Origin of the sequence: Microbacterium sp. GCS4 (assembly GCF_001262495.1) — a bacterium.
Taxonomy (GTDB): domain Bacteria; phylum Actinomycetota; class Actinomycetes; order Actinomycetales; family Microbacteriaceae; genus Microbacterium.
Window position 1 is genome coordinate 666,483 of sequence record NZ_LGYE01000001.1, and the last position, 19,857, is coordinate 686,339.

General features: G+C 69.3%; 20 protein-coding genes. 3 read left to right on the forward strand and 17 right to left on the reverse strand.

The features are described 5' to 3' along the window. Positions 1 to 7: 7 nt before the first annotated feature. The 9 genes from atpA to prmC all read right to left on the reverse strand — a co-directional run bounded on the left by atpA (position 8) and on the right by prmC (position 7,565). On the reverse strand, positions 8 to 1,648 hold the full coding sequence (gene atpA, locus AKH00_RS03360; protein ID WP_050721278.1) for a F0F1 ATP synthase subunit alpha: 1,641 nt from the start codon (positions 1,646 to 1,648) through the stop codon (positions 8 to 10). Between the two features lie 47 nt (positions 1,649 to 1,695). Next, positions 1,696 to 2,487 (reverse strand): F0F1 ATP synthase subunit delta, encoded by a 792-nt coding sequence (locus AKH00_RS03365; protein ID WP_050721279.1) that lies wholly within the window; start codon positions 2,485 to 2,487, stop codon positions 1,696 to 1,698. Next, a complete protein-coding gene (locus tag AKH00_RS03370; protein WP_050721280.1) occupies positions 2,487 to 3,041 on the reverse strand; it encodes a F0F1 ATP synthase subunit B in 555 nt (184 codons plus the stop codon). Before AKH00_RS03370 ends, AKH00_RS03365 begins: the two co-directional genes overlap by 1 nt. Positions 3,042 to 3,073: 32 nt before the next feature. Next, on the reverse strand, positions 3,074 to 3,307 hold the full coding sequence (atpE, locus tag AKH00_RS03375; RefSeq protein WP_050721281.1) for an ATP synthase F0 subunit C: 234 nt from the start codon (positions 3,305 to 3,307) through the stop codon (positions 3,074 to 3,076). Positions 3,308 to 3,351: 44 nt separating this feature from the next. Next, on the reverse strand, positions 3,352 to 4,134 hold the full coding sequence (gene atpB / locus AKH00_RS03380; RefSeq protein ID WP_082297373.1) for a F0F1 ATP synthase subunit A: 783 nt from the start codon (positions 4,132 to 4,134) through the stop codon (positions 3,352 to 3,354). A 146-nt stretch (positions 4,135 to 4,280) separates the two neighbouring features. Continuing rightward, complete coding sequence (locus AKH00_RS03385; RefSeq protein ID WP_050721282.1) at positions 4,281 to 4,784, reverse strand: hypothetical protein; 504 nt, start codon at positions 4,782 to 4,784, stop codon at positions 4,281 to 4,283. Beyond that, positions 4,781 to 5,953: a glycosyltransferase family 4 protein gene (locus AKH00_RS03390; protein WP_050721283.1), complete on the reverse strand. Its 1,173-nt coding sequence runs from the start codon at positions 5,951 to 5,953 to the stop codon at positions 4,781 to 4,783. The genes AKH00_RS03385 and AKH00_RS03390 overlap by 4 nt, the downstream gene beginning before the upstream one ends. Continuing rightward, entirely contained in the window at positions 5,950 to 6,654 is a 705-nt protein-coding gene (locus AKH00_RS03395; RefSeq protein ID WP_050721284.1) for an L-threonylcarbamoyladenylate synthase, read from the reverse strand. Before AKH00_RS03395 ends, AKH00_RS03390 begins: the two co-directional genes overlap by 4 nt. A 50-nt stretch (positions 6,655 to 6,704) precedes the next feature. Continuing rightward, positions 6,705 to 7,565, reverse strand: a complete 861-nt coding sequence (gene prmC, locus AKH00_RS03400; protein WP_050721285.1) for a peptide chain release factor N(5)-glutamine methyltransferase — start codon at positions 7,563 to 7,565, stop codon at positions 6,705 to 6,707. A gap of 100 nt (positions 7,566 to 7,665) precedes the next feature. Between prmC and cysK the strand changes: the two genes are divergently transcribed. Both cysK and epsC read left to right on the forward strand, forming a co-directional pair. Beyond that, positions 7,666 to 8,604, forward strand: coding sequence for a cysteine synthase A (cysK, locus tag AKH00_RS03405; protein WP_050721286.1), 939 nt, complete (start codon positions 7,666 to 7,668; stop codon positions 8,602 to 8,604). Positions 8,605 to 8,612: 8 nt separating this feature from the next. Beyond that, complete coding sequence (gene epsC, locus AKH00_RS03410; protein WP_050721287.1) at positions 8,613 to 9,182, forward strand: serine O-acetyltransferase EpsC; 570 nt, start codon at positions 8,613 to 8,615, stop codon at positions 9,180 to 9,182. A 9-nt stretch (positions 9,183 to 9,191) separates the two neighbouring features. Here epsC and AKH00_RS03415 read toward each other — a convergent pair whose 3' ends face one another. The 7 genes from AKH00_RS03415 to lysA all read right to left on the reverse strand — a co-directional run bounded on the left by AKH00_RS03415 (position 9,192) and on the right by lysA (position 17,771). Beyond that, positions 9,192 to 9,605: a phage holin family protein gene (locus AKH00_RS03415; RefSeq protein ID WP_050721288.1), complete on the reverse strand. Its 414-nt coding sequence runs from the start codon at positions 9,603 to 9,605 to the stop codon at positions 9,192 to 9,194. A 93-nt stretch (positions 9,606 to 9,698) separates the two neighbouring features. Continuing rightward, a complete protein-coding gene (locus AKH00_RS03420) occupies positions 9,699 to 10,697 on the reverse strand; it encodes a hypothetical protein (protein ID WP_050721289.1) in 999 nt (332 codons plus the stop codon). A 117-nt stretch (positions 10,698 to 10,814) separates the two neighbouring features. Continuing rightward, the gene (prfA, locus tag AKH00_RS03425; RefSeq protein WP_050721290.1) at positions 10,815 to 11,894 is read right to left on the reverse strand and encodes a peptide chain release factor 1; all 1,080 of its coding nucleotides are present in this window, start codon (positions 11,892 to 11,894) and stop codon (positions 10,815 to 10,817) included. An 11-nt stretch (positions 11,895 to 11,905) separates the two neighbouring features. Then, a complete protein-coding gene (gene rho, locus AKH00_RS03430) occupies positions 11,906 to 13,846 on the reverse strand; it encodes a transcription termination factor Rho (RefSeq protein WP_050721291.1) in 1,941 nt (646 codons plus the stop codon). Positions 13,847 to 14,060: 214 nt separating this feature from the next. Beyond that, entirely contained in the window at positions 14,061 to 14,996 is a 936-nt protein-coding gene (gene thrB / locus AKH00_RS03435) for a homoserine kinase (protein WP_050721292.1), read from the reverse strand. Further along, positions 14,993 to 16,300, reverse strand: coding sequence for a homoserine dehydrogenase (locus AKH00_RS03440; RefSeq protein WP_050721293.1), 1,308 nt, complete (start codon positions 16,298 to 16,300; stop codon positions 14,993 to 14,995). The genes thrB and AKH00_RS03440 overlap by 4 nt, the downstream gene beginning before the upstream one ends. Positions 16,301 to 16,358: 58 nt before the next feature. After that, positions 16,359 to 17,771 carry a diaminopimelate decarboxylase gene (lysA, locus tag AKH00_RS03445; protein WP_050721294.1) on the reverse strand — a complete coding sequence of 471 codons (1,413 nt, stop codon included), beginning with the start codon at positions 17,769 to 17,771 and terminating at the stop codon, positions 16,359 to 16,361. A gap of 145 nt (positions 17,772 to 17,916) precedes the next feature. Between lysA and AKH00_RS03450 the strand changes: the two genes are divergently transcribed. Continuing rightward, positions 17,917 to 18,972 carry a YihY/virulence factor BrkB family protein gene (locus AKH00_RS03450; RefSeq protein ID WP_200903786.1) on the forward strand — a complete coding sequence of 352 codons (1,056 nt, stop codon included), beginning with the start codon at positions 17,917 to 17,919 and terminating at the stop codon, positions 18,970 to 18,972. Positions 18,973 to 18,985: 13 nt separating this feature from the next. On the opposite strand, the gene AKH00_RS03455 is transcribed toward AKH00_RS03450, so the two are convergent. After that, positions 18,986 to 19,837, reverse strand: a complete 852-nt coding sequence (locus AKH00_RS03455) for an LmeA family phospholipid-binding protein (protein ID WP_050721295.1) — start codon at positions 19,835 to 19,837, stop codon at positions 18,986 to 18,988. Between the last annotated feature and the right edge of the window lie 20 nt (positions 19,838 to 19,857).

Genomic DNA, 19,857 nt, shown 5'->3' on the forward strand with positions numbered 1-19,857 from the left:
CACGCGATTACGCGCGACGACCCTTGACGATCTTCTCCTGGTTGACGTCCTCGGCCTCGGCCGCAACGTGCTCCTCGTGACCCGGGGCGCCGATGGCGTGGCCCTTGCCACCCTGGAACTCCAGGATGAAGGCGTCCGTCTGCTTCGCCAGCTCCGCGACCGTGTCGTCGTCGAGGACGTTGGTCTCACGCAGCGTGTCGAGCACGGAGGTGTTGCGACGCAGGTAGTCCAGGAGCTCACGCTCGAACCGCAGCACGTCCTCGACCTCGATCGAGTCGAGCTTGCCGTTCGTGCCGGCCCAGATCGAGACGACCTGCTCCTCGACGGGGTACGGCGAGTACTGCGGCTGCTTGAGCAGCTCGGTCAGACGCGCACCGCGCGAGAGCTGACGACGCGAGGCGGCGTCGAGGTCGGAGGCGAACATCGCGAAGGCCTCGAGCGAGCGGTACTGCGCCAGCTCGAGCTTGAGCGTGCCGGAGACCTTCTTGATCGACTTGACCTGAGCGTCACCGCCGACTCGCGAGACCGAGATACCCACGTCGACCGCCGGACGCTGGTTGGCGTTGAAGAGGTCGGACTGGAGGAAGATCTGGCCGTCGGTGATCGAGATCACGTTGGTCGGGATGTACGCCGAGACGTCGTTGGCCTTCGTCTCGATGATCGGGAGACCCGTCATCGAACCGGCGCCGAGCTCGTCGGACAGCTTCGCGCACCGCTCGAGCAGACGCGAGTGCAGGTAGAAGACGTCACCCGGGTAGGCCTCGCGGCCCGGCGGGCGGCGCAGGAGGAGCGACACGGCGCGGTACGCCTCGGCCTGCTTCGACAGGTCGTCGAAGATGATGAGGACGTGCTTGCCGCCGTACATCCAGTGCTGGCCGATGGCCGAACCGGTGTAGGGAGCCAGGTACTTGAAGCCGGCGGGGTCGGATGCCGGAGCGGCCACGATCGTGGTGTACTCCAGAGCACCGGCCTCTTCGAGCGCGCCCTTCACCGAAGCGATGGTCGAGCCCTTCTGGCCGATCGCGACGTAGATGCAGCGGACCTGCTTGTTGACGTCGCCCGACTCCCAGTTGGCCTTCTGGTTGATGATCGTGTCGATCGCGATGGCCGTCTTGCCGGTCTGGCGGTCGCCGATGATCAGCTGACGCTGACCTCGGCCGACGGGGATCATCGCGTCGATGGCCTTGATGCCGGTCTGCATCGGCTCGTGCACCGACTTGCGCTGCATCACGCCGGGAGCCTGCAGCTCGAGCTCGCGGACACCCTCGGTCGCGATCGCGCCGAGGCCGTCGATCGGGTTGCCGAGCGGGTCGACCACGCGGCCGAGGTAGCCGTCGCCGACGGGGACCGAGAGGACCTCGCCCGTGCGGGTGACTTCCTGACCCGCCTCGATGCCGGTGAAGTCGCCGAGGACGACCACGCCGATCTCGTGCTCGTCGAGGTTGAGCGCGAGACCCTTGGTGCCGTCGGCGAAGGTCACGAGCTCGTTCGCCATGACGCCGGGCAGTCCCTCGACGTGGGCGATGCCGTCGGCGGCGTCGATGACGGTGCCGACCTCGGTCGCCGCAGCCCCGGTGGGCTCGTATGCCGCGGCGAAGTCCTTCAGCGCGTCACGGATGACGTCGGGGCTGATCGATAGTTCTGCCATTGTCTTCCCTTTGTATCTGGGTGCGCGGTTCCCCGCGCGAAGTCGTGTTAGCCGGCGAGCTTCTGGCGAAGATCGGCGAGACGGGCGGAGATGCTGCCGTCGATGACGTCGTCCGCGATCTGCACGCGCAGACCTCCGACGACGGTGGAGTCGATGACCTCGTTGAGGGACACCGTCCCCTCGTAACGGCGCGAGAGCGCGTCACTCAGGCGCGTGCGCTGAGCTGCGGTGAGCGGCTTCGCGGTGTGGACGGTGGCGACGACGCGGTCGCCCTGGCTCGCGACGACGCGCATGGCCCGGGAGAGCAGCTGACGCACCCGACGCTCGCGCGGCTGGCGCACCAGCGACGAGACGATCAGCGCGGTCGAGGCGCTCGTGGCTCCACCCGCGAGCAGACGCTCGATGAGAGAGCCCTTGGCGGCCTCTCCTCCGAGTCGGCTGCCGAGTGCGAGCTCGAGCTCCGGGTTGGCGGCGATGATTCGGGAGAACCCGAACAGCTCCCCCTCGATGTCGGCCCCGGGCTCCGCGATGGCCGCGGCCCGGATCGCCAGCTCCTCGATGCCGTCCGTCAGCTCGCTCGCCGACGACCAGCGCTCGGCGACAGCCGTCTTCAGCACATCCTGCGCGTTCTGCGAGAACGAGCCGAACACCGCTGCCACGACGTTCTGTCGCGCCACGGCCGCAGCCGCAGGGTCGGCCAGCGCGCCGCTCAGCTGGGACGACACCCCCACGGCGCGGGCGGCTGCGAACAGCTCCTGCGCCGTGTCGAGGGTGACGCCCTTCGCTGCGGCAAGCGCCTGAGTGGATGCCGCCAGTGCCTGAGTGGTCGCGCTGCCCATTACTGAGCCGCCTTCTCGGATGCTTCGAGGTCGGCGAGGAAGCGGTCGACGACCGCCGTCGCACGTGCATCGTCGGCGAGCGTCTCACCGACCACACCACCGGCGAGGTCGATCGCGAGCGTGCCCACCTCGTTGCGGAGCGAGACGAGCGCCGTCTGACGCTCGGCCTCGATCTGCGAGTGCGCGGCCGCGGTCACGCGAGCAGCTTCGCTGGTCGCTGCGTCCTTGGCCTCGGCAACGATCTTCTTGCCGTCCTCGCGGGCGGCCTCACGGATCTCACCGGCCTCGGTACGCGCTTCGGCCAGCTGACGCGTGTACTCCTCGAGCGCGGCCTCGGCCTGCTTCTGAGCCTCGTCGGCCTTGGCGATGTTGCCCTCGATCGCGGCAGAGCGCTTGTCGAGCAGGTCGTAGAGCTTGGGAAGGGCGACCTTCCACACCACGAAGAGGATGACGACGAAGCACACCGCCGACCAGATGATGTCGTACCACGCGGGAATCAGAGGGTTCTGATTTTCACCCTCTGCTGCGAGGTTCGTGACAAGAGCGTTCAGCATCCTGTCTCCTTATCGAAACTGGAAGGGAGGACTTACTGGAAGATGAAGTAGGTCGCGATGCCGATGAAGGCGAGCGCCTCGGTGAAGGCGATACCGATGTACATCAGGACCTGCAGGCGACCGGCCAGCTCGGGCTGACGGGCGACACCCTCGATCGTCTTGCCGACGACGATGCCGACGCCGATGGCGGGACCGATGGCTGCGAGGCCGTAGCCCACGGTGCCGATGTTGCCGTTGAGTTCAGCGAGAACCGTAGTTGCGTCCACGGGTTTTTCCTTTCAGTTGGGTGGACAGGCAGATGCCTGCCCGCTCAGTGCTCTTCTGCGACCGCGAGCTGGATGTAGACCGCGGTGAGGATGGTGAAGACGTAGGCCTGCAGGAAGGCCACGAGGACCTCGAACAGGGTGAAGGCGAAGCCGAACGCGAGGGTTCCCGCACCGAGTGCGATCCACCCGCTTCCGAGCGTGATCACGAAGAACTGGGTGGCCGAGAAGAACAGCACGAGCATGAGGTGCCCGACGACCATGTTCATGAGCAGTCGCAGCGTCAGCGTGATCGGACGGATGATGAACGTCGAGAGGATCTCGAGCGGCGTCACGATGACGTAGAGGAACGGCGGCACGCCAGACGGGAACAGTGCGTTGCGGAAGAAGTTCTTGGGGCTCTTCTTGACACCTGCGTAGATGAACGACACGTAGCTGACGAGCGCCAGCAGCGCCGGGACGGCGATGATGCTCGTACCGGCGATGTTCATGAACGGGATGATGCCCGTGAGGTTCATGAAAAGGACCATGAAGAAGATGGTCGCGAGGATCGGGAGGAACCGGCGGCCGTCCTTGCGGCCGAGCAGGTCCTCGGCGACATTGACCCGCACGAAGTCGAGCGCCATCTCCACGACGCTCTGGAAGCGACCAGGCACGACGCGCATGCGGCGGGTACCCAGCCAGAGGAACAGCACCACGGCGATGGTCGCGACGAACTGGACGAGGTGAATTCGGTTGATCACCAGGTCGCCGATCTGGAAGACGGCGTCAGGGAAGAACTCGGCGATGGACGGAGCGTGGAACTCGTCATCCGTGGCGAGTCGGGGCATCAGGGTCGCAGCAAGATTAAACAGCGCGGGCTCCAGCTTCGGGGCACCGGTCAGAACCGGAGCGACGATGGTCGGTGTGCTTCAGGCGCAAGCGCTCGCGGGCGAGCGGCGGGCACGTGTCAACACTATCAGAATCTGAGGGTGGCCTAAGACCTCGCGGGACCGTCCTCCGAGGGAGAGGCCCCCGGGGCCGCGTCCTCCGGAACCTCCGTCGGCAACGAGGAATCGCTGACATGTGGCAGGCGCATGGTGCCGATCGTGACCGCGTCGACGATGAGCGAAACGAGCACGCCGGCGATGATCGAGACGAAGAACACCGTCGGCTGGATCCAGGGCTGATCCCTCAGCACGACGATGACCAGGAAGAAGACGATGATCTTGAGCAGCCATCCGCCGAGCACGATCGCGAAGAAGAACTGGACGTACAGGGGCTCGCCGTACCAGCGGTTGGCGATGAGGATGCTGGCGCCGGTGATCCCGAGGAAGACCGCAGCGATCAGCACGCCCAGCAGTCCGCTGACGAGTCCCTCCCCCTGAGCGACGAGGTATCCGACGGTCGCGGCGCCGACGGCGAGCACGACCGTCGACACCACCGACCAGATGAGGGTCCTGCGGAGGATCGGGGTGCTGGAGACGGGGTTCGGGCTCATGGGGACTCCACGGGTGTCGGGTCGGGCTCGGCATCCGTCGTGGTGCGCTTACGACGGGAGGGCATCAGGGTGATGACGAGGCAGGCGGCGATGCCCAGGACGCCGAAGCCCACCCCTGGCAGGTACTGGCCCGGCCAGTCCTCACGGGCTCCCACGTACATCAGGAGCACCGCGATCGAGATGATCGCGGTCCAGGCGTAGAAGATCAGCACGGCGTCGCGATCGCGATGGCCGAGGTCCAGCATCCGGTGGTGCAGGTGCTTGCGATCGGGCGAGAAGGGCGACTTGCCCGCGTTCATACGGCGGAGCACCGCGAGCCCGAAATCGAGCAGCGGCAGAAGCACGACGAGCAAGGGCAGCAGGATCGGGATGAAGGCTCCGAGCAGCTGCGAGCGGCCCAGTCGCTCGAGGTCGAGCGCCGAGGGCTCGAGCTGCCCGGTGACGGCGATCGCCGAGGTGGCCATGAGGAGGCCGAGCACGAGCGCGCCGGAGTCGCCCATGAACAGCTTCGCCGGACTCCAGTTGAAGGGCAGGAAGCCGATGCACGCGCCGATGAGCACGGCCGCGAGAAACGACGCGAGGTTGAAGTAGCTCGAGGCGCCGGTGTCGCGCGTGAGTATGTACGAGTACGCGAAGAACACGCCGTTCGCGATCAGGCAGACGCCGGCGACCAGGCCGTCCAGCCCGTCGATGAAGTTCACCGCGTTCATGACGATCACGATCGCGAACATCGTGATCGTGATGCTCAGCCAGCTGGAGAAGACGATCAGGTCACCGAACGGCAGCGACAGGATCTGCAGCCCGCCGCCGATCGTGATGATCGCGGCGGCGAGGAACTGCGCGCCGAGCTTGATCATCCAGTCGAGATCCCAGAGGTCGTCGACCACGCCGATGACCGCGATCAGCAGTGCGGCCGCGAGGATCGACCACATGGTCTGCGGCGGCATCCAGATCGTGGCGAAGAACGGATTCGCGGCCGACACCCCCATCGCGATCGCGATGCCCAGGAAGATCGCGACGCCGCCGAGACGTGGCGTGGGCGTCTTGTGGACGTCGCGCTCGCGGATCTCGGGGTACAGCTTGAACCGCAGGCTCAGCTTCCAGACCGCCCAGGTCAGCGCGAACGTGATCGCGGCGGTGATGACGGCCGTCAGGAGGTACTGCTTCACAGGTCCTCGTCCTGCTGCAGTGGCGGCCCCGGCTCGAGCAGGTCGCCGAGGACCTCCTCGAGACGCTCACGACTGATCGCGCCCTGACGGAGCACGCGCACCAGGCCGGTCGTCGGCTCGGCGCCGCGCGGAACGAGCGATGTCGCGTCGACGATCGTGGAGGCGACGCCCTCCTTGCTGATGCCGTCGGCCAGGTACACCGCGACGCTGTTGCCCAGCATCCGCTCGGCGTCGTAAGCGGAGATCGCCGCGTCGCGACCCGTGAGGTTGGCGCTGGACACAGCGAGCGGGCCGGTCTCGGCGAGGAGCTCGAGCGCCACGCGACCCTCCGGCATCCGGACGGCGACCGTGCCCTCGGTCTCCCCCAGGTCCCACACCAGGGACGGCTGCGCGGGGAGGACGATCGTCAGACCACCGGGCCAGAACGCGTCGACGAGGCGCTGCACGGGTTCCGGCACCGATTCAGCGAGGGCCGCGAGCGTCTCCTTCGAGCCGATCAGCACGGGCGGCGGCTGGTTCCGTCCGCGCCCCTTGGCATCGAGGAGACGCTGCACGGCGGCGGGCGAGAAGGCGTCGGCCGCGACGCCGTACACGGTGTCGGTGGGCATCACGATGAGCTCGCCCCGAGCGATGGCCTGGCGCGCGTGACGCATGCCGGCGAGGAGTTCGGACTCGTCGCCGCAGTCGAAGATGGAGGACATGACCTTCCGATTCTAGACGGCCGGCGCCTGTGCGACCGATGACGACGCCGTCAAGGACGCAGGGCCGTGGTCGCCCTGTCTCGAAGCGTGAGATCGCGATGCGTGGCAGCGGCCCGCCACCCGTCGCGGGTGAGGATGCTGCGGATCTCCTCGCCCTGCATCTCGCCGTGCTCGATCACCAGCAGTCCCCCTGGTCTCAGCAGCTCCGCCGCCCGGACGCTGAGGATGCGCACGATGTCGAGGCCGTCCTCTCCCCCGTACAGGGCCATATGCGGATCGAACAGCCGCACCTCGGGATCGCGGGGCACGGCGGCATCCGGAACGTAGGGCGGGTTGGAGATGACGACCGACGCCGAGCCGTCGAGGTCGCGGAACGCCTCGCCGAGGTCCTCGTCCACCAGCGTGAGGTTCGCGACCCCCGCGGTGTTGCGCTGTGCCCAGGGAAACGCCTCGGGTGACAGCTCGGTCGCGAACACCCTCGCGTGCGGCACCTCGGTGGCCATCGCGAGCGCGATCGCCCCGGACCCTGTTCCCAGATCGATCGCGATCGGTGCGGGTTCGGGCGAGGCGAGCAGCGCGTCGATCGCGAACTGCACGACGGTCTCGGTCTCGGGGCGCGGCACGAAGACGCCGGGACCCACCGCGAGCTCCAGATGACGGAACGGCGCCACCCCGGTGATGTGCTGCAGCGGCTCCCGCCCGGCGCGACGTGCGACGAGCTCGTCGAAGGCGGTCGCGCGGGCGTCCGAGACCGTGTCGCCGCGCACCAGAGCAGCCTGGACCTCTCCTCGGCGCATCCCCAAAACGTGGCCCGCGAGGAGCTCGGCGTCGACGAGAGGATCCGGAACCCCGGCGTCAGCGAGGCGCTCCGCCGCGGCGCGCACGAGGGAAGCGAGAGAGGTGTCGGGCATGGGTCCAGCGTACGGGGGCACGAGGGTGTCACATTGGCGACCCCTGATCGTGACTCGCCTAGGCTGGGCATCAGTCACCCCGCATCCAGGAAGGCTCCTCATGCCCGGCATCCACTCCGACATCACCACGGCGTTCGGCAACACCCCGCTCGTCCGGCTCAACCGAGTGGCCGAGGGCGTCGATGCGACGATCCTCGCGAAGCTCGAGTTCTACAACCCGGCGTCGAGCGTCAAGGACCGCCTCGGGATCGCGATCGTCGACGCCGCGGAGGCGTCCGGCCAGCTGAAGCCCGGCGGGACGATCGTGGAGGCCACCAGCGGCAACACCGGCATCGCTCTCGCGATGGTCGGCGCGGCCCGCGGCTACAAGGTCATCCTCACGATGCCGGCGTCGATGTCGAAGGAGCGGCGGATGCTGCTGAAGGCGTTCGGGGCCGAACTCGTGCTCACCGACCCGACGAAGGGCATGACGCACGCCGTCGCCGAGGCCGAGGCCATCGCGGAGAAGACCCCCGGCGCCGTGCTCGCCAAGCAGTTCGCGAACGAGGCGAACCCGGCGATCCACCGCAAGACCACCGCCGAGGAGATCCTGCGCGACACCGACGGCCACGTCGACTACTTCGTCGCGGGCATCGGCACGGGCGGAACCATCACCGGTGTCGGCCAGGTGCTCAAGGAGCGCATCCCCGGCGTCAAGGTCATCGCGGTGGAGCCCAAGGACTCCCCCATCCTCACCGAGGGCCACCCCGGACCGCACAAGATCCAGGGCATCGGCCCGAACTTCGTTCCGCAGATCCTCGACCGCGACGTGATCGACGAGGTCGTCGACGTCGAGTTCGACGACGCGATCCGCCTCGCACGCGACACCGCGGCGAAGGACGGCATCCTGGTCGGCATGTCGAGCGGCGCGGCGATCTGGGCCGCGCTCGAGATCGCGAAGCGACCGGAAGCTGCGGGCAAGACCATCGTCGTGATCATCCCGTCGTTCGGCGAGCGCTACCTGTCGACCGCTCTGTACGAGCACCTGCGCGAGGCCTGATCCGCCCGATGGACGTCATCGGTCGAATGCGCGAGGACATCGCGGCGGCCCGGCTGCGCGACCCCGCCGCTCGGAGTTCCCTCGAGGTCGCTCTGCTCTACCCCGGACTGCACGCGATCTGGGCGCACCGCGTCTGGAACGCGCTGTGGCGTCGGCGGCTGCGACTGCTCGCACGCGGGGGCTCGCAGATCTCCCGCTGGCTCACCGGCATCGAGATCCATCCCGGCGCGCGGATCGGCCGTCGCTTCTTCATCGACCACGGGATGGGCGTCGTGATCGGCGAGACCGCCGAGATCGGCGACGACGTGATGCTGTACCACGGAGTGACGCTGGGAGGCCGTACGCGGGACGCCGGCAAGCGGCATCCGACCCTCGGCGACGGGGTCGCCGTGGGCGCCGGGGCGAAGATCCTCGGGCCGGTGACGGTCGGCGCCCACTCCGTCGTCGGAGCCAATGCCGTCGTGACGCGCGACGCCCCCGCCGACAGCGTGCTGGTGGGCGTTCCCGCCAAGCCGCGCGCGCGGACCTCGCAGGATGACACGCGAGCGCTGCTGACCGCCCCGGAGTACTCGATCTGAGGATGCCGGTCAGCGCGCTGCTCGGCGGCCGCGCTTCTCCCCGACCTCCTTGCGGAGGAAGATGAGCGGCAGCAGGACGCTTCCCAGCGCCGTGATGAGCCACACGATGACCGCGCCGAGCAGCCATCCGGTCACATCGACGATGCGCAGACCGCCGATCGGCAGCAGCACCACGATCACGAGCGCGATGAGCGTCGAGAAGATCCCGATCCCGCCCATGAGCACGGGCGCGTAGCGGTCGGCCAGCTTGCTGACCCAGGGTGCGAGCACGCTCTGTAGGATCGCGAAGATCAGGATGCAGATGACGAAGCCCCACCACCGGTCCCACTGGATCTGGAACCCGTCGAGGAGGAGGTCGGCGACGATGAGGCCGAGACCCGCCGAGACGACGTACATCAGCGAGCGGAACAGGAACGTGATCACGGCCCGAGCATAGCGCTCACACAGGCCCGCATGTGGGAGCGCTCCACACCCGTCTGTTTCTGCCGAACGGCAGAAACAGACGCTCGGTTTGCGTCATACGGCAGAGATAGACGGGCCTGAATCGCGGTCGGCGCGGCGACAGGCCTCACGGATCCGACGGACGGCCTCGTGAGGTGAGCGATAGACGTGCTCCGACGTCAGGCGAACCGTCACCCACCCCGCCTCGGCGTACGCCTGGTACTTGTCGATGTCGCGCTCGAGCTGATGGCGAAGGAGATGACCGTCGCTCTCGTACTCGATCGCCACACGCAGGTCCGGATACGCCAGTTCGCTGCATCCGAGGAATCGGCCTCGCCCGTCGTAGACGTCGTGATCGAGGACCGGCTCTGGCAGCCCCGCGTCGCGGATGAGCAGCCGGATCTGAGTCTCCGGAGGCGACGCCGATCCCGTGCGCGCATGCTCCAGAGCGCGGCGAAGCGCCGGGGCACCGGGGCGGCCTCGTCGCTCTGCGAAGCGTTCGAGGCGCTCGCGATCGGCGAGCGCGGACTCCGTCACCGGTCTGAACCCGCCGGGATGCCGCGGAATGTGGAGGACGTGATCCGCGGCAACGATCAGCTCATCCTCACGCAGCGTTCCGCCGAGCGACGCCCAGGTCGAGGCGGGGTCGGTGACACGGATGCCGCCGAGATCCGTGACGAGGACGAAGGATGCCGTGAATTGCCGCCCCCGCAGCCCTGGCCTCACCGGTGCGGTGCGTGGACGGAACACGCCGACCTCGATCGCTGCGGGGACCCTCGATGGCAGCGGGATCTGCCACAGATGAGCCGCCGTCGTCCCGCAAAGGAAAGCGTGCGGTGGCATGAGAGGGATGTAGGCGCTGATGAGCCGCTCGAACTCTGCGGAGCGCCGCGCCCAGTTCGGTGCGTCGTCGGAACCGGCCGGGTCGAGGTCTCGACGGCGTCGGCCGCCGTGGAAGATCGTCTCGAAATGGTCGCCCCGCAGCGCGGATCTCCCGACGCCGAGGTGCGAGGCCTCAGCGACCGTGAACGCCTCGGGCAGTCGGGAAGGAGTCTCGGGGCGGCGTCGTGGCATGACGCAAGAGTGCACGAACCGGAACCGCGCGCGTGCGGGCCGTCCACAGGGCCCGTCTATTTGCGGCGAATGGTCGCCGCACGCACGCTATTTGTGCCGTTCGGCAGAAATAGACGGTCAGGAGTCGGAGCCGACGGCGGCGAGACGCGCCTCCTCATCGGCCTGGACCGCCGACTCGATGATCGGCTCGAGAGCGCCGTCCATGACCTGGTCGAGGTTGTACGCCTTGAAGCCGGTGCGGTGGTCCGCGATCCGGTTCTCCGGGAAGTTGTAGGTGCGGATGCGCTCGGAGCGGTCCATCGTGCGGATCTGCGACTTACGCGCATCCGACGCCACCGCATCCAGCTCCTCCTGCTGCTTCGCGAGCAGCCGAGCGCGGAGCACGCGCATCGCGGCCTCGCGGTTCTGCAGCTGCGACTTCTCGTTCTGCATCGACACGACGATGCCGGTCGGCACGTGCGTGATCCGCACCGCCGAGTCTGTCGTGTTCACGGACTGCCCGCCGGGGCCCGACGAGCGGAACACGTCGATCTTGAGATCGTTCTGGTCGATCTGGATCTCCTCGGGCTCGTCGACCTCGGGGAACACCAGCACCCCGGTCGTGGACGTGTGGATGCGACCCTGCGACTCGGTCGCCGGCACGCGCTGCACTCGGTGCACACCGCCCTCGTACTTCAGGTGAGCCCAGACGCCCTGAGCGGGGTCGGATGACGATCCCTTGATCGCGACCTGCACGTCCTTGTATCCGCCGAGATCCGACTCGTTGCGCTCGAGGAGCTCCGTCTTCCAGCCCTTCGACGCCGCGTACTGCACGTACATGCGCAGCAGATCGGCGGCGAACAGCGCCGACTCGGCGCCGCCCTCCCCCGCCTTGATCTCCATGATCACGTCGCGCGCATCATCGGGATCACGCGGGATCAGCAGGCGTCGAAGCTTCTCCTGCGCCGCCTGCAGACCCTGCTCGAGCACCGGGACCTCGTCGGCGAACGCCTCGTCCTCACGGGCGAGTTCGCGCGCGGCCTCCAGATCGTCGGATGCCGCGACCCACGCCTCATGCGCCGCGACGATGCGCGACAGCTCGGCGTAGCGCCGGTTGACGCGCTTGGCGCGCGCGGCATCGGCGTGCACCGCCGGGTCGGAGAGCTCCTCCTGCACCCGGCGGTGCTCGTCGATCAGAGTCTGGACGGACTCGAACACCGTCGCTCCGCTCAGCGGATGTTGTTGTCGTGCCCGTGACCGCCGGCCGGCAGCGTCGGGATCGACTTCTGCATCTGCACGAGGAACTCCACGTTCGAATGGGTCTCCTTGAGCTTGCCGAGCACGACCTCGAGCGCCTGCTGCTGGTCGAGGCCGGCGAGGGCGCGACGCAGCTTCCAGGTGATCTTCACCTCGTCGGCGGAGAGCAGCATCTCCTCACGGCGGGTGCTCGACGCGTTGACGTCGACGGCCGGGAAGATCCGCTTGTCGGCGAGAGCGCGCGACAGACGCAGCTCGCTGTTGCCGGTGCCCTTGAACTCCTCGAAGATGACCTCGTCCATCTTGGAGCCGGTCTCGACGAGCGCGGTGGCGAGGATCGTGAGCGACCCGCCGTTCTCGATGTTGCGCGCAGCGCCGAAGAAGCGCTTGGGCGGGTAGAGCGCCGAGGCGTCGACTCCACCGGTCAGCACACGACCCGAGGCGGGGGCGGCGAGGTTGTACGCACGGCCGAGGCGCGTGATCGAGTCGAGCAGCACGACGACGTCGCGACCGAGTTCGACGAGGCGCTTCGCGCGCTCGATCGCGAGCTCGGCGACCGTCGTGTGGTCCTCGGCGGGGCGGTCGAAGGTCGAGGCGATGACCTCGCCCTTGACCGAGCGTTCCATGTCGGTGACCTCTTCGGGGCGCTCGTCCACGAGCACGACCATGAGGTGGACCTCGGGGTTGTTCTGCGCGATCGCGTTCGCGATCTGCTGCAGGACGATGGTCTTGCCGGCCTTGGGGGGCGCGACGATGAGTCCGCGCTGGCCCTTGCCGATGGGGGCGACCAGGTCGATGATGCGCTGCGTGAGCTTCTCGGGCGCGGTCTCCAGGCGCAGACGCTCCTGCGGGTACAGCGGGGTCAGCTTGCCGAACTCGACGCGCGTGGCGGCGTCGTCGACCGAGAGGCCGTTGATCGAGTCGACCTTCACGAGCGCGTTGTACTTCTGGCGCCCCTGCTGCTCGTTCTCACGCGGCTGCTTGATCGAGCCGACGATCGCGTCGCCCTTGCGCAGGTTGTACTTCTTCACCTGGCCGAGCGAGACGTAGACGTCGCTGGGACCCGCGAGGTAGCCGGTCGTGCGAACGAAGGCGTAGTTGTCGAGGACGTCGAGGATTCCGGCGATCGGGATCAGGACGTCGTCCTCGCCGATCTCGGTCTCGAACTCGTCGGTCTGCGTGCCGCCGCGGCGCTTGTTGCGCTGACGGCCACGACCGTTGCCGCCCTGCTCGTCATCCGCGGGAGCGTTCTGCTGCTGCTCGCCCTGGCCGTTGCCGTTCTGTCCGCGACCGCGGTTGCGGCTGCGGTTGCGGCTGCGGCTGCGGCCGCTCTGCTCCTCGCCATCGGCGCCCTCGGAGGCGGAGTCGTTCGACGACGCCGCCTCGGCGGGTGCCTGCTCCGCGGGCTTCTCCTCGGCCGCGGCGGGAGCGTCCGCCTCCGCGGTGGCCTTCTTGGCGGGACGACGCCCGCGGCCCTTCTTGGGCTCGGCGGCGGAGTCGGCCGCCGCATCGCTCGCCGCGTCGGCGGGCTTCTTGTCCTCGGCGGGCGTGCTCTCGGCCGGGGCCGCGTCCGTCGCCGGAGCGGCGTCTGCCGCGGGCTCGGCGTCGGCCTTCTTCGCACGGCTGCGGCGAGGGGCCTTGGCCTTGGGTGCCTCGGCGTCGGCGGCCGGAGCGTCAGCAGACGCCGGAGCGTCAGCGGACGCCGGGGCGTCGGCCGCGGGCGCCGCGGCGGCGCTCTCCGCTGCCTTCTCGGCCTTGGCGGCCGCCGACGCGGTGTTCGCCCGACGCGGGGCGCGCTTGCGGGCGGGCGCGGCCTCGGCAGGCGCCTCGGTCGCGGCGGGGGCCGCGGCGGATGCCGGGGCCTCGGCGGCCGGAGCCGCCTGGTCGTTCTGGGTCTCGGAGAAGTTCTCCACGAGTGCTCCCTCTTTGGTCTCGAAGACATGAGCGGTACGTGCGCAACGGGTGCTGCGCACGATCGCACGGGCTGGTGCTCGGCACCGGCCGGCCCCGCACCAGGCTCTCGGTGAGAACCACGCTCAGGATGAGGGCGGCGCTCACGACAGATAGGTGCGTCAGGGGTTTGGCGTGCGGATCTTGCAGAGTTGCAATGGGGCCAGATTCACGAACCTACGTGGAGCCCTCCGCTCGAGTCCCCACTGTACCACCACGGACGTCGACCGCCAGCAGCAGCGCGTCCCACGGGGTGTCGGTGGTCGCAGCGGCCAGTTCCACGGCATCCTGTCGGCTGCCGGGTCCGTCCGCGAGCACGAGCACGCTGGGCCCCGCGCCCGAGACGACGGCGGCGAAACCCGCCGCGCGCAGCGCCTGCACGAGGCGCTGCGTCTCGGGCATCGCCCCGGCACGGTAGTCCTGGTGCAGCCGGTCGGCGGTCGCGTCGAGCAGCAGCTCGGGGCTCTGCATGAGCGCGGCGATCAGGAGTGCCGATCGCGAGACGTTGAACACCGCATCGGCCGTCGACACCTGCGGCGGCTGCAGCGACCGCGCGGCCGAGGTCGACATCGTGTAGGCGGGGACGAGCACGAGCGGAGAGACGCCGCGGTGCACCAGCAGCTTCTTGTGCTGCGGGCCGCGGTCTCCCATCCAGGCGATCGTGAGGCCGCCGAACAGGGCGGGCGCGACGTTGTCGGGGTGCCCCTCGATCTCGGTGGCGAGGCGCAGCATGTCGGTGTCGTCGATCTCGACGTCGCCGTCGAGCAGCCCCTTGGCCGCCAGGATGCCGGCGGTGACGGCGGCTCCGGACGAGCCGAGTCCCCGCCCGTGCGGGACGCCGTTCTCGGCGACGATCCGCAGCCCCGGCATGGGGCGTGCGACATCCGCGTACACGTGTGCGATCGTGCGGACGATGAGGTTCGACTCATCGCGGGGGATCTCCTCCGCGCCCGAACCCGACACCTCGATGTCGAGCTCGCCCGCGGGGAGCTCGGTGACGAGGAGGGTGTCGTAGACGCTCAGCGCCAGGCCGAGTGTGTCGAAACCGGGGCCGAGGTTCGCGCTGGTCGCGGGGACCGTGACCTCGACGGTGCGTCCGAGGGCCACCGTCACTCGCCTTCGACGCGCAGCACGGAGACCACGCGCTCGACGACCGAGCTTCCGGCGAGGGCGTCGACCGTCGCGCTCAGCGCCTGATCCGTGGCACGGTGCGTGCCGATCACGAGGCGTGCGGTGGGCTCGTCCTCGCCCTCCACGGTCTGCACGACCGTCGCGACGGACACGTCGCCGTCGCTGAGGATGCCGGCGACCGTCGCGAGGACGCCGGGAGCGTCCGAGACCTCGAGCGTGATCTGGTAGCGCGTCGTGACATGGCCGATCGGGACGACGGGCAGGTTCGCCCTGGTCGACTCCCCCACGCCCACGCCGCCGGCGATGTGTCGGCGGGCGGCGGAGACGACGTCGCCGAGCACCGCCGAGGCCGTCTGCACTCCCCCGGCGCCCGCGCCGTAGAACATGAGCGAGCCCGCGGCCTCGGCCTCGACGAACACGGCGTTGTTCGCACCGTGCACCGAGGCGAGCGGGTGCGACTGCGGCACGAGCGCCGGGTACACGCGCACGGAGATCGACTCCGAGCCGTCGACGTCGATGCGCTCGCACACCGCGAGCAGCTTGATCACGAAGCCCGCAGAGCGGGCCTCTTCGATCATCGACGCGGTGATCGAGGTGATGCCCTCGCGGTGCACGGCGTCGAGCGGGACGGCCGTGTGGAAGGCGAGACTCGCGAGGATCGCGGCCTTCTGCGCCGCGTCGTAGCCCTCGACGTCGGCCGTCGGGTCGGCTTCGGCGTATCCGAGCCGCTGGGCGTCGGCGAGCACGTCGGCGAAGTCGGCACCCTCGGTCTCCATCCGGTCGAGGATGTAGTTGGTCGTGCCGTTCACGATGCCCATGATCCGCACCACCCGGTCTCCGGCGAGGGAGTCCCGCAGCGGTCGGATGATCGGGATCGCACCGGCGGCCGCGGCCTCGTAGTAGACGGAGGCGCCGACGCGGTCGGCAGCCTCGAACAGCTCGGGGCCGTGGGTCGCGAGGAGCGCCTTGTTCGCCGTGACGACGTCCGCCCCCGAACCGATCGCCTGGAGGATGTTCGCCCGCGCGGGCTCGATGCCCCCGATCAGCTCGATCACGATGTCGGATCCGAGGATCAGCGACTCGGCGTCGGTCGTGAACAGCTCCTTCGGCAGGTCGACGTCGCGCGGTGCGTCGAGGTTGCGCACGGCGATGCCGGCGAGCTCGAGCGACGCTCCCGCGCGGTCGGCGAGTTCGTCGCCGTGACGCAGCAGAAGGGCGGCGACCTGGGAGCCGACCGCGCCGGCGCCGAGCAGCGCCACCCGAAGTCGTCGGTACTCAGTCGTCATTGCTTCTCCTTCGGAGGGGTGGGACGGGTGGTGCTTTCCGGGCGGATCGGCCGGGCGATCAGCCCTGCGCCGACTCCACCGCGGGGACCCCGGCATCGCGGGACAGGACATCGGCGATGGTCTCGCCTCGGACGATCACGGTCGACCGGCCGTCGCGGACCGCGACGATCGGCGGACGCGGGACGTGGTTGTAGTTGCTCGCGAGGGACGCGCAGTACGCGCCGGTCGCCGGCACGGCGAGGAGGTCGCCCGGTGCGACGTCATCCGGCAGGTACTCGTGGTCGACGACGATGTCGCCGGACTCGCAGTGCTTGCCCACGACGCGGCTGAGCTGCGGGGCGCCGACGCCGACACGGGACGCCAGGCGCGCCGAGAACTGGGCGCCGTACAGGGCCGTGCGCGCGTTGTCGCTCATGCCTCCGTCGACGCTGAGGTACCGGCGGACGGCTCCGGACTCGAGCTCGACGTCCTTCGTGGTGCCGACCTCGTACAGGGTCACGCCGGCCGTGCCCACGATCGCGCGCCCCGGCTCGAACGAGAGCGCGGGGACGGCGATGCCCCGCGCCGCGCAGCCCTCGGCCACTGCCGCGACGATCTCGCCCGCGAGGGTCTCGATCGGCGTGGGGTCGTCGACGCTCGTGTAGGCGATGCCGAAGCCGCCGCCGAGGTTGAGCTGCGGCACCGGGCCGCCGTCCAGCAGAGCGGCGTGCAGCTCCAGGACACGGGATGCCGACTCCCGGAAGCCCGCGACCCCGAAGATCTGCGAGCCGATGTGGCAGTGCAGTCCGGCGAAGTCCAGACCGGGGATCTCCCGGATGCGGGCGACGGCTGCCTCGGCATCCGCCAGGGGGAATCCAAACTTCTGATCCTCGTGAGCGGTGGCGAGGAAGTCGTGCGTCTCGGCGTGCACGCCGCTGATGACGCGCACGAGCACGCGCTGCACGGCGCCTGTTCGAGAGGTGATCGCTGCGAGCCGCTCGATCTCGATCGCGCTGTCCACGATGATCGTGCCGATGCCGACGCCGACCGCGCGTTCGAGCTCCGCGACGGATTTGTTGTTGCCGTGGAACCCCAGGGATGCCGGTGCCACGCCGGCTGCGAGCGCGACTTCGAGCTCGCCACCGGTGCAGACGTCGATGCGGAGACCCTCGTCGATGACCCAGCGCGCGACCACGGTGCTGAGGAACGCCTTGCCGGCGTAATAGACCTGGGCGGTCGTCCCGTGCTCCGCCGCCGCCTCGTCGAACGCCGTGCGGAATGCGCGCGCCCTGGTGCGGACCTCGTCCTCGTCGAGCACGAGCAGCGGGGTGCCGTAGTGCTGCGCGAGCGTCGTCGCCGGGATGCCGGCGAGGGTCAGCGTCCCCTCGGCGTCGCGCACGGCGGAGGCGGGCCACACCGAGGTCGGCAGATCGTTCGCGTCATCGGGTACGACGAGCCAGTCCGGGGCGAGCGAGTCGGCAGGGGAATGCAAGGATCACCAATCGTGGAGCGGGTCTCGGGCCGGAGGGGCACAGCGAGTTGACCCGATTCTAGGGCACCGCCCATGCCGCATCCGTCATGGTGACACCCCGCGTCAACCCCCTGCGCCCGCGCGCTCCGACTCGTAGGGTGGGGGCGTGACGAGCAGTGAGAAGACCTCCGAGGAGCCCACCCGGCCCGGCCTCATCCCGCGCGTGTCCGCGGCGGCGATCCGCTGGGCTCTGCAACGCCGTGCCGTGCGCGCGTTCCTGCTGTACTCGGAGCGACGTGGCGCGATGCTCGCCGACAGCGTCACCTACCGTGCCTTGTTCAGCGTGTTCGCGGGCGTGCTGCTCGGCTTCTCGATCGCGGCTCTCTGGCTCGCCGGCAACCCCGACGCGTGGCGCGCGATCATCGACGCGGTGCAGTCGGTCGTGCCCGGGCTCATCGGCGAGGGCGGGGTCATCGATCCCGACGACCTGCGCGCCCCGCTGTCGCTCTCGATCGCCGGGATCGTGGGTGCTGTGGCGCTCGCTGGTTCCGCACTCGCGGCGATCGGATCGCTGCGGACGGCCGTCCGCGTGATCGCGGGGACCGCGCAGGACGACATCCTGTTCATCTGGGTCATGCTCCGAAACCTCGCCCTTGCGATCGGGATCGGCGCGGCTTTCGTCGCAGCGGCCGCAGTGACCTTCGTCGGACGCCTCGGCGTCACGTGGCTCAGCGGGCTGTTCGGCTTCTCCGAGGACTCCCCCGCCGCCACCTGGGGCATCCGCATCGTCTCGCTGCTGGTCGTGCTGGTGCTCGATACGGCGCTGGTCGCCGCCATCTTCCGGGTGCTCTCGGGCGCCCGCGCCTCGGGGCGCTCGCTGTGGACGGGTGCGCTGATCGGCGGCGTGGGGCTTCTCGTGCTGCAGGAGCTGTCGAGCCTGTTCGTCGGTGGCGCGACGAGCAACCCGCTGCTGGCGTCGTTCGCCTCGCTGCTGGCGCTGCTCATCTGGCTGCAGCTGTCGACGCAGGTGATCCTGATCGCGTGCGCGTTCATCGTGACGTCCGAGCAGGAGCGCGCCGATCGCGTGCGCGCCCGTTTCGGTGCGACCACCTTCGAGCAGCGCCGTGTGCAGCGCGCCGAGGAGGAGGTCGCCCTGGCCACTGCGGCCCTGCGCAAGGCTCAGACGGACGCCGGGCTCAAGACTCCGGCCGACGACGCCTGAGTGGAGCGCTCGCTCAGCCCTGTGCGCAGACGCCCTTCTCGAGCAGGCTCGCATCGGTCGCGATCGCCCCGTCGACGTCCACGTCGATGACCGCCTCGCTGCCGTCGATCGTCACTCCGGTGATGAGGATCCCGGCGGGAAGCTGGTCCTTGATGCAGATGCGCTGGGTGTCGGTGAGCTGCGCCCCCAGAGAACCGAGCGACGAGCCGACCTGGTCGGCGCCGATCTCGAGCCCGCCGACCGTCAGCGCGACCGGGGTGAGTTCCAGGTCGCCCTCGGCGACACCGGGGGTCACGGTCAGGGAGATCGGGATCGGGATGCCGAGCACGGCGACGGAACCCGCGACCGTGGCGTTGGGCGCCTCGAGCGTGACGGTGTCGATCGGGAGGTCCGTCTTCGCGAGGATGTCCGTGAACTGGGACTCGTCGATGCGGATGGTCCCCACCGCCCCTCCCAGGTCGCCGCCCTGCAGCGGGACGCCCGTCGCGGTCACATCGACCGCTCCCGTGATTCCCTCGAGCGTCACCGAGTCCGTCGCGAGGTGCAGGCTGTCGAGGCGCCCGCCGATCAGCTGCGGGATCAGGATGCCCTCGGCCTCGACGTCGAGCTGCTGGTCGGCGGGCAGGTCGAGCTGATCGATCACGATCGAGCGGACCACACCGGGCACCACCGAGCGCGCGACGGCCTCCGCCGCCACCGCGAGCAGCGCGAGCACCACCACGACGATGAGGAGCACCCAGGGCCACCGCTTGCGACGACGCGTGGGCGCGGCGGCATCCGCTCCGTCCCTCTCGCCGGGGATCACGAGCGTCGGGTGCTGGGTGTCGGCGGCGGGGTACGGCAGCGTGTGGTTGTCGTCGCTCATATTGACATCCTGTCGTATCG

Bases quoted from the DNA above. Each gene is read 5' to 3' on its own strand.
- atpB (WP_082297373.1), bottom strand. From the start codon at position 4,134: ATGCCCCGACTCGCCACGGATGACGAGTTCCACGCTCCGTCCATCGCC.
- prmC (WP_050721285.1), bottom strand. From the start codon at position 7,565: ATGCCCGACACCTCTCTCGCTTCCCTCGTGCGCGCCGCGGCGGAGCGC.
- AKH00_RS03385 (WP_050721282.1), bottom strand. From the start codon at position 4,784: ATGAGCCCGAACCCCGTCTCCAGCACCCCGATCCTCCGCAGGACCCTC.
- cysK (WP_050721286.1), top strand. From the start codon at position 7,666: ATGCCCGGCATCCACTCCGACATCACCACGGCGTTCGGCAACACCCCG.
- atpA (WP_050721278.1), bottom strand. From the start codon at position 1,648: ATGGCAGAACTATCGATCAGCCCCGACGTCATCCGTGACGCGCTGAAG.
- AKH00_RS03455 (WP_050721295.1), bottom strand. From the start codon at position 19,837: ATGAGCGACGACAACCACACGCTGCCGTACCCCGCCGCCGACACCCAG.
- AKH00_RS03420 (WP_050721289.1), bottom strand. From the start codon at position 10,697: ATGCCACGACGCCGCCCCGAGACTCCTTCCCGACTGCCCGAGGCGTTC.
- AKH00_RS03440 (WP_050721293.1), bottom strand. From the start codon at position 16,300: ATGACGACTGAGTACCGACGACTTCGGGTGGCGCTGCTCGGCGCCGGC.
- AKH00_RS03365 (WP_050721279.1), bottom strand. From the start codon at position 2,487: ATGGGCAGCGCGACCACTCAGGCACTGGCGGCATCCACTCAGGCGCTT.
- epsC (WP_050721287.1), top strand. From the start codon at position 8,613: ATGGACGTCATCGGTCGAATGCGCGAGGACATCGCGGCGGCCCGGCTG.
- AKH00_RS03395 (WP_050721284.1), bottom strand. From the start codon at position 6,654: ATGTCCTCCATCTTCGACTGCGGCGACGAGTCCGAACTCCTCGCCGGC.
- AKH00_RS03370 (WP_050721280.1), bottom strand. From the start codon at position 3,041: ATGCTGAACGCTCTTGTCACGAACCTCGCAGCAGAGGGTGAAAATCAG.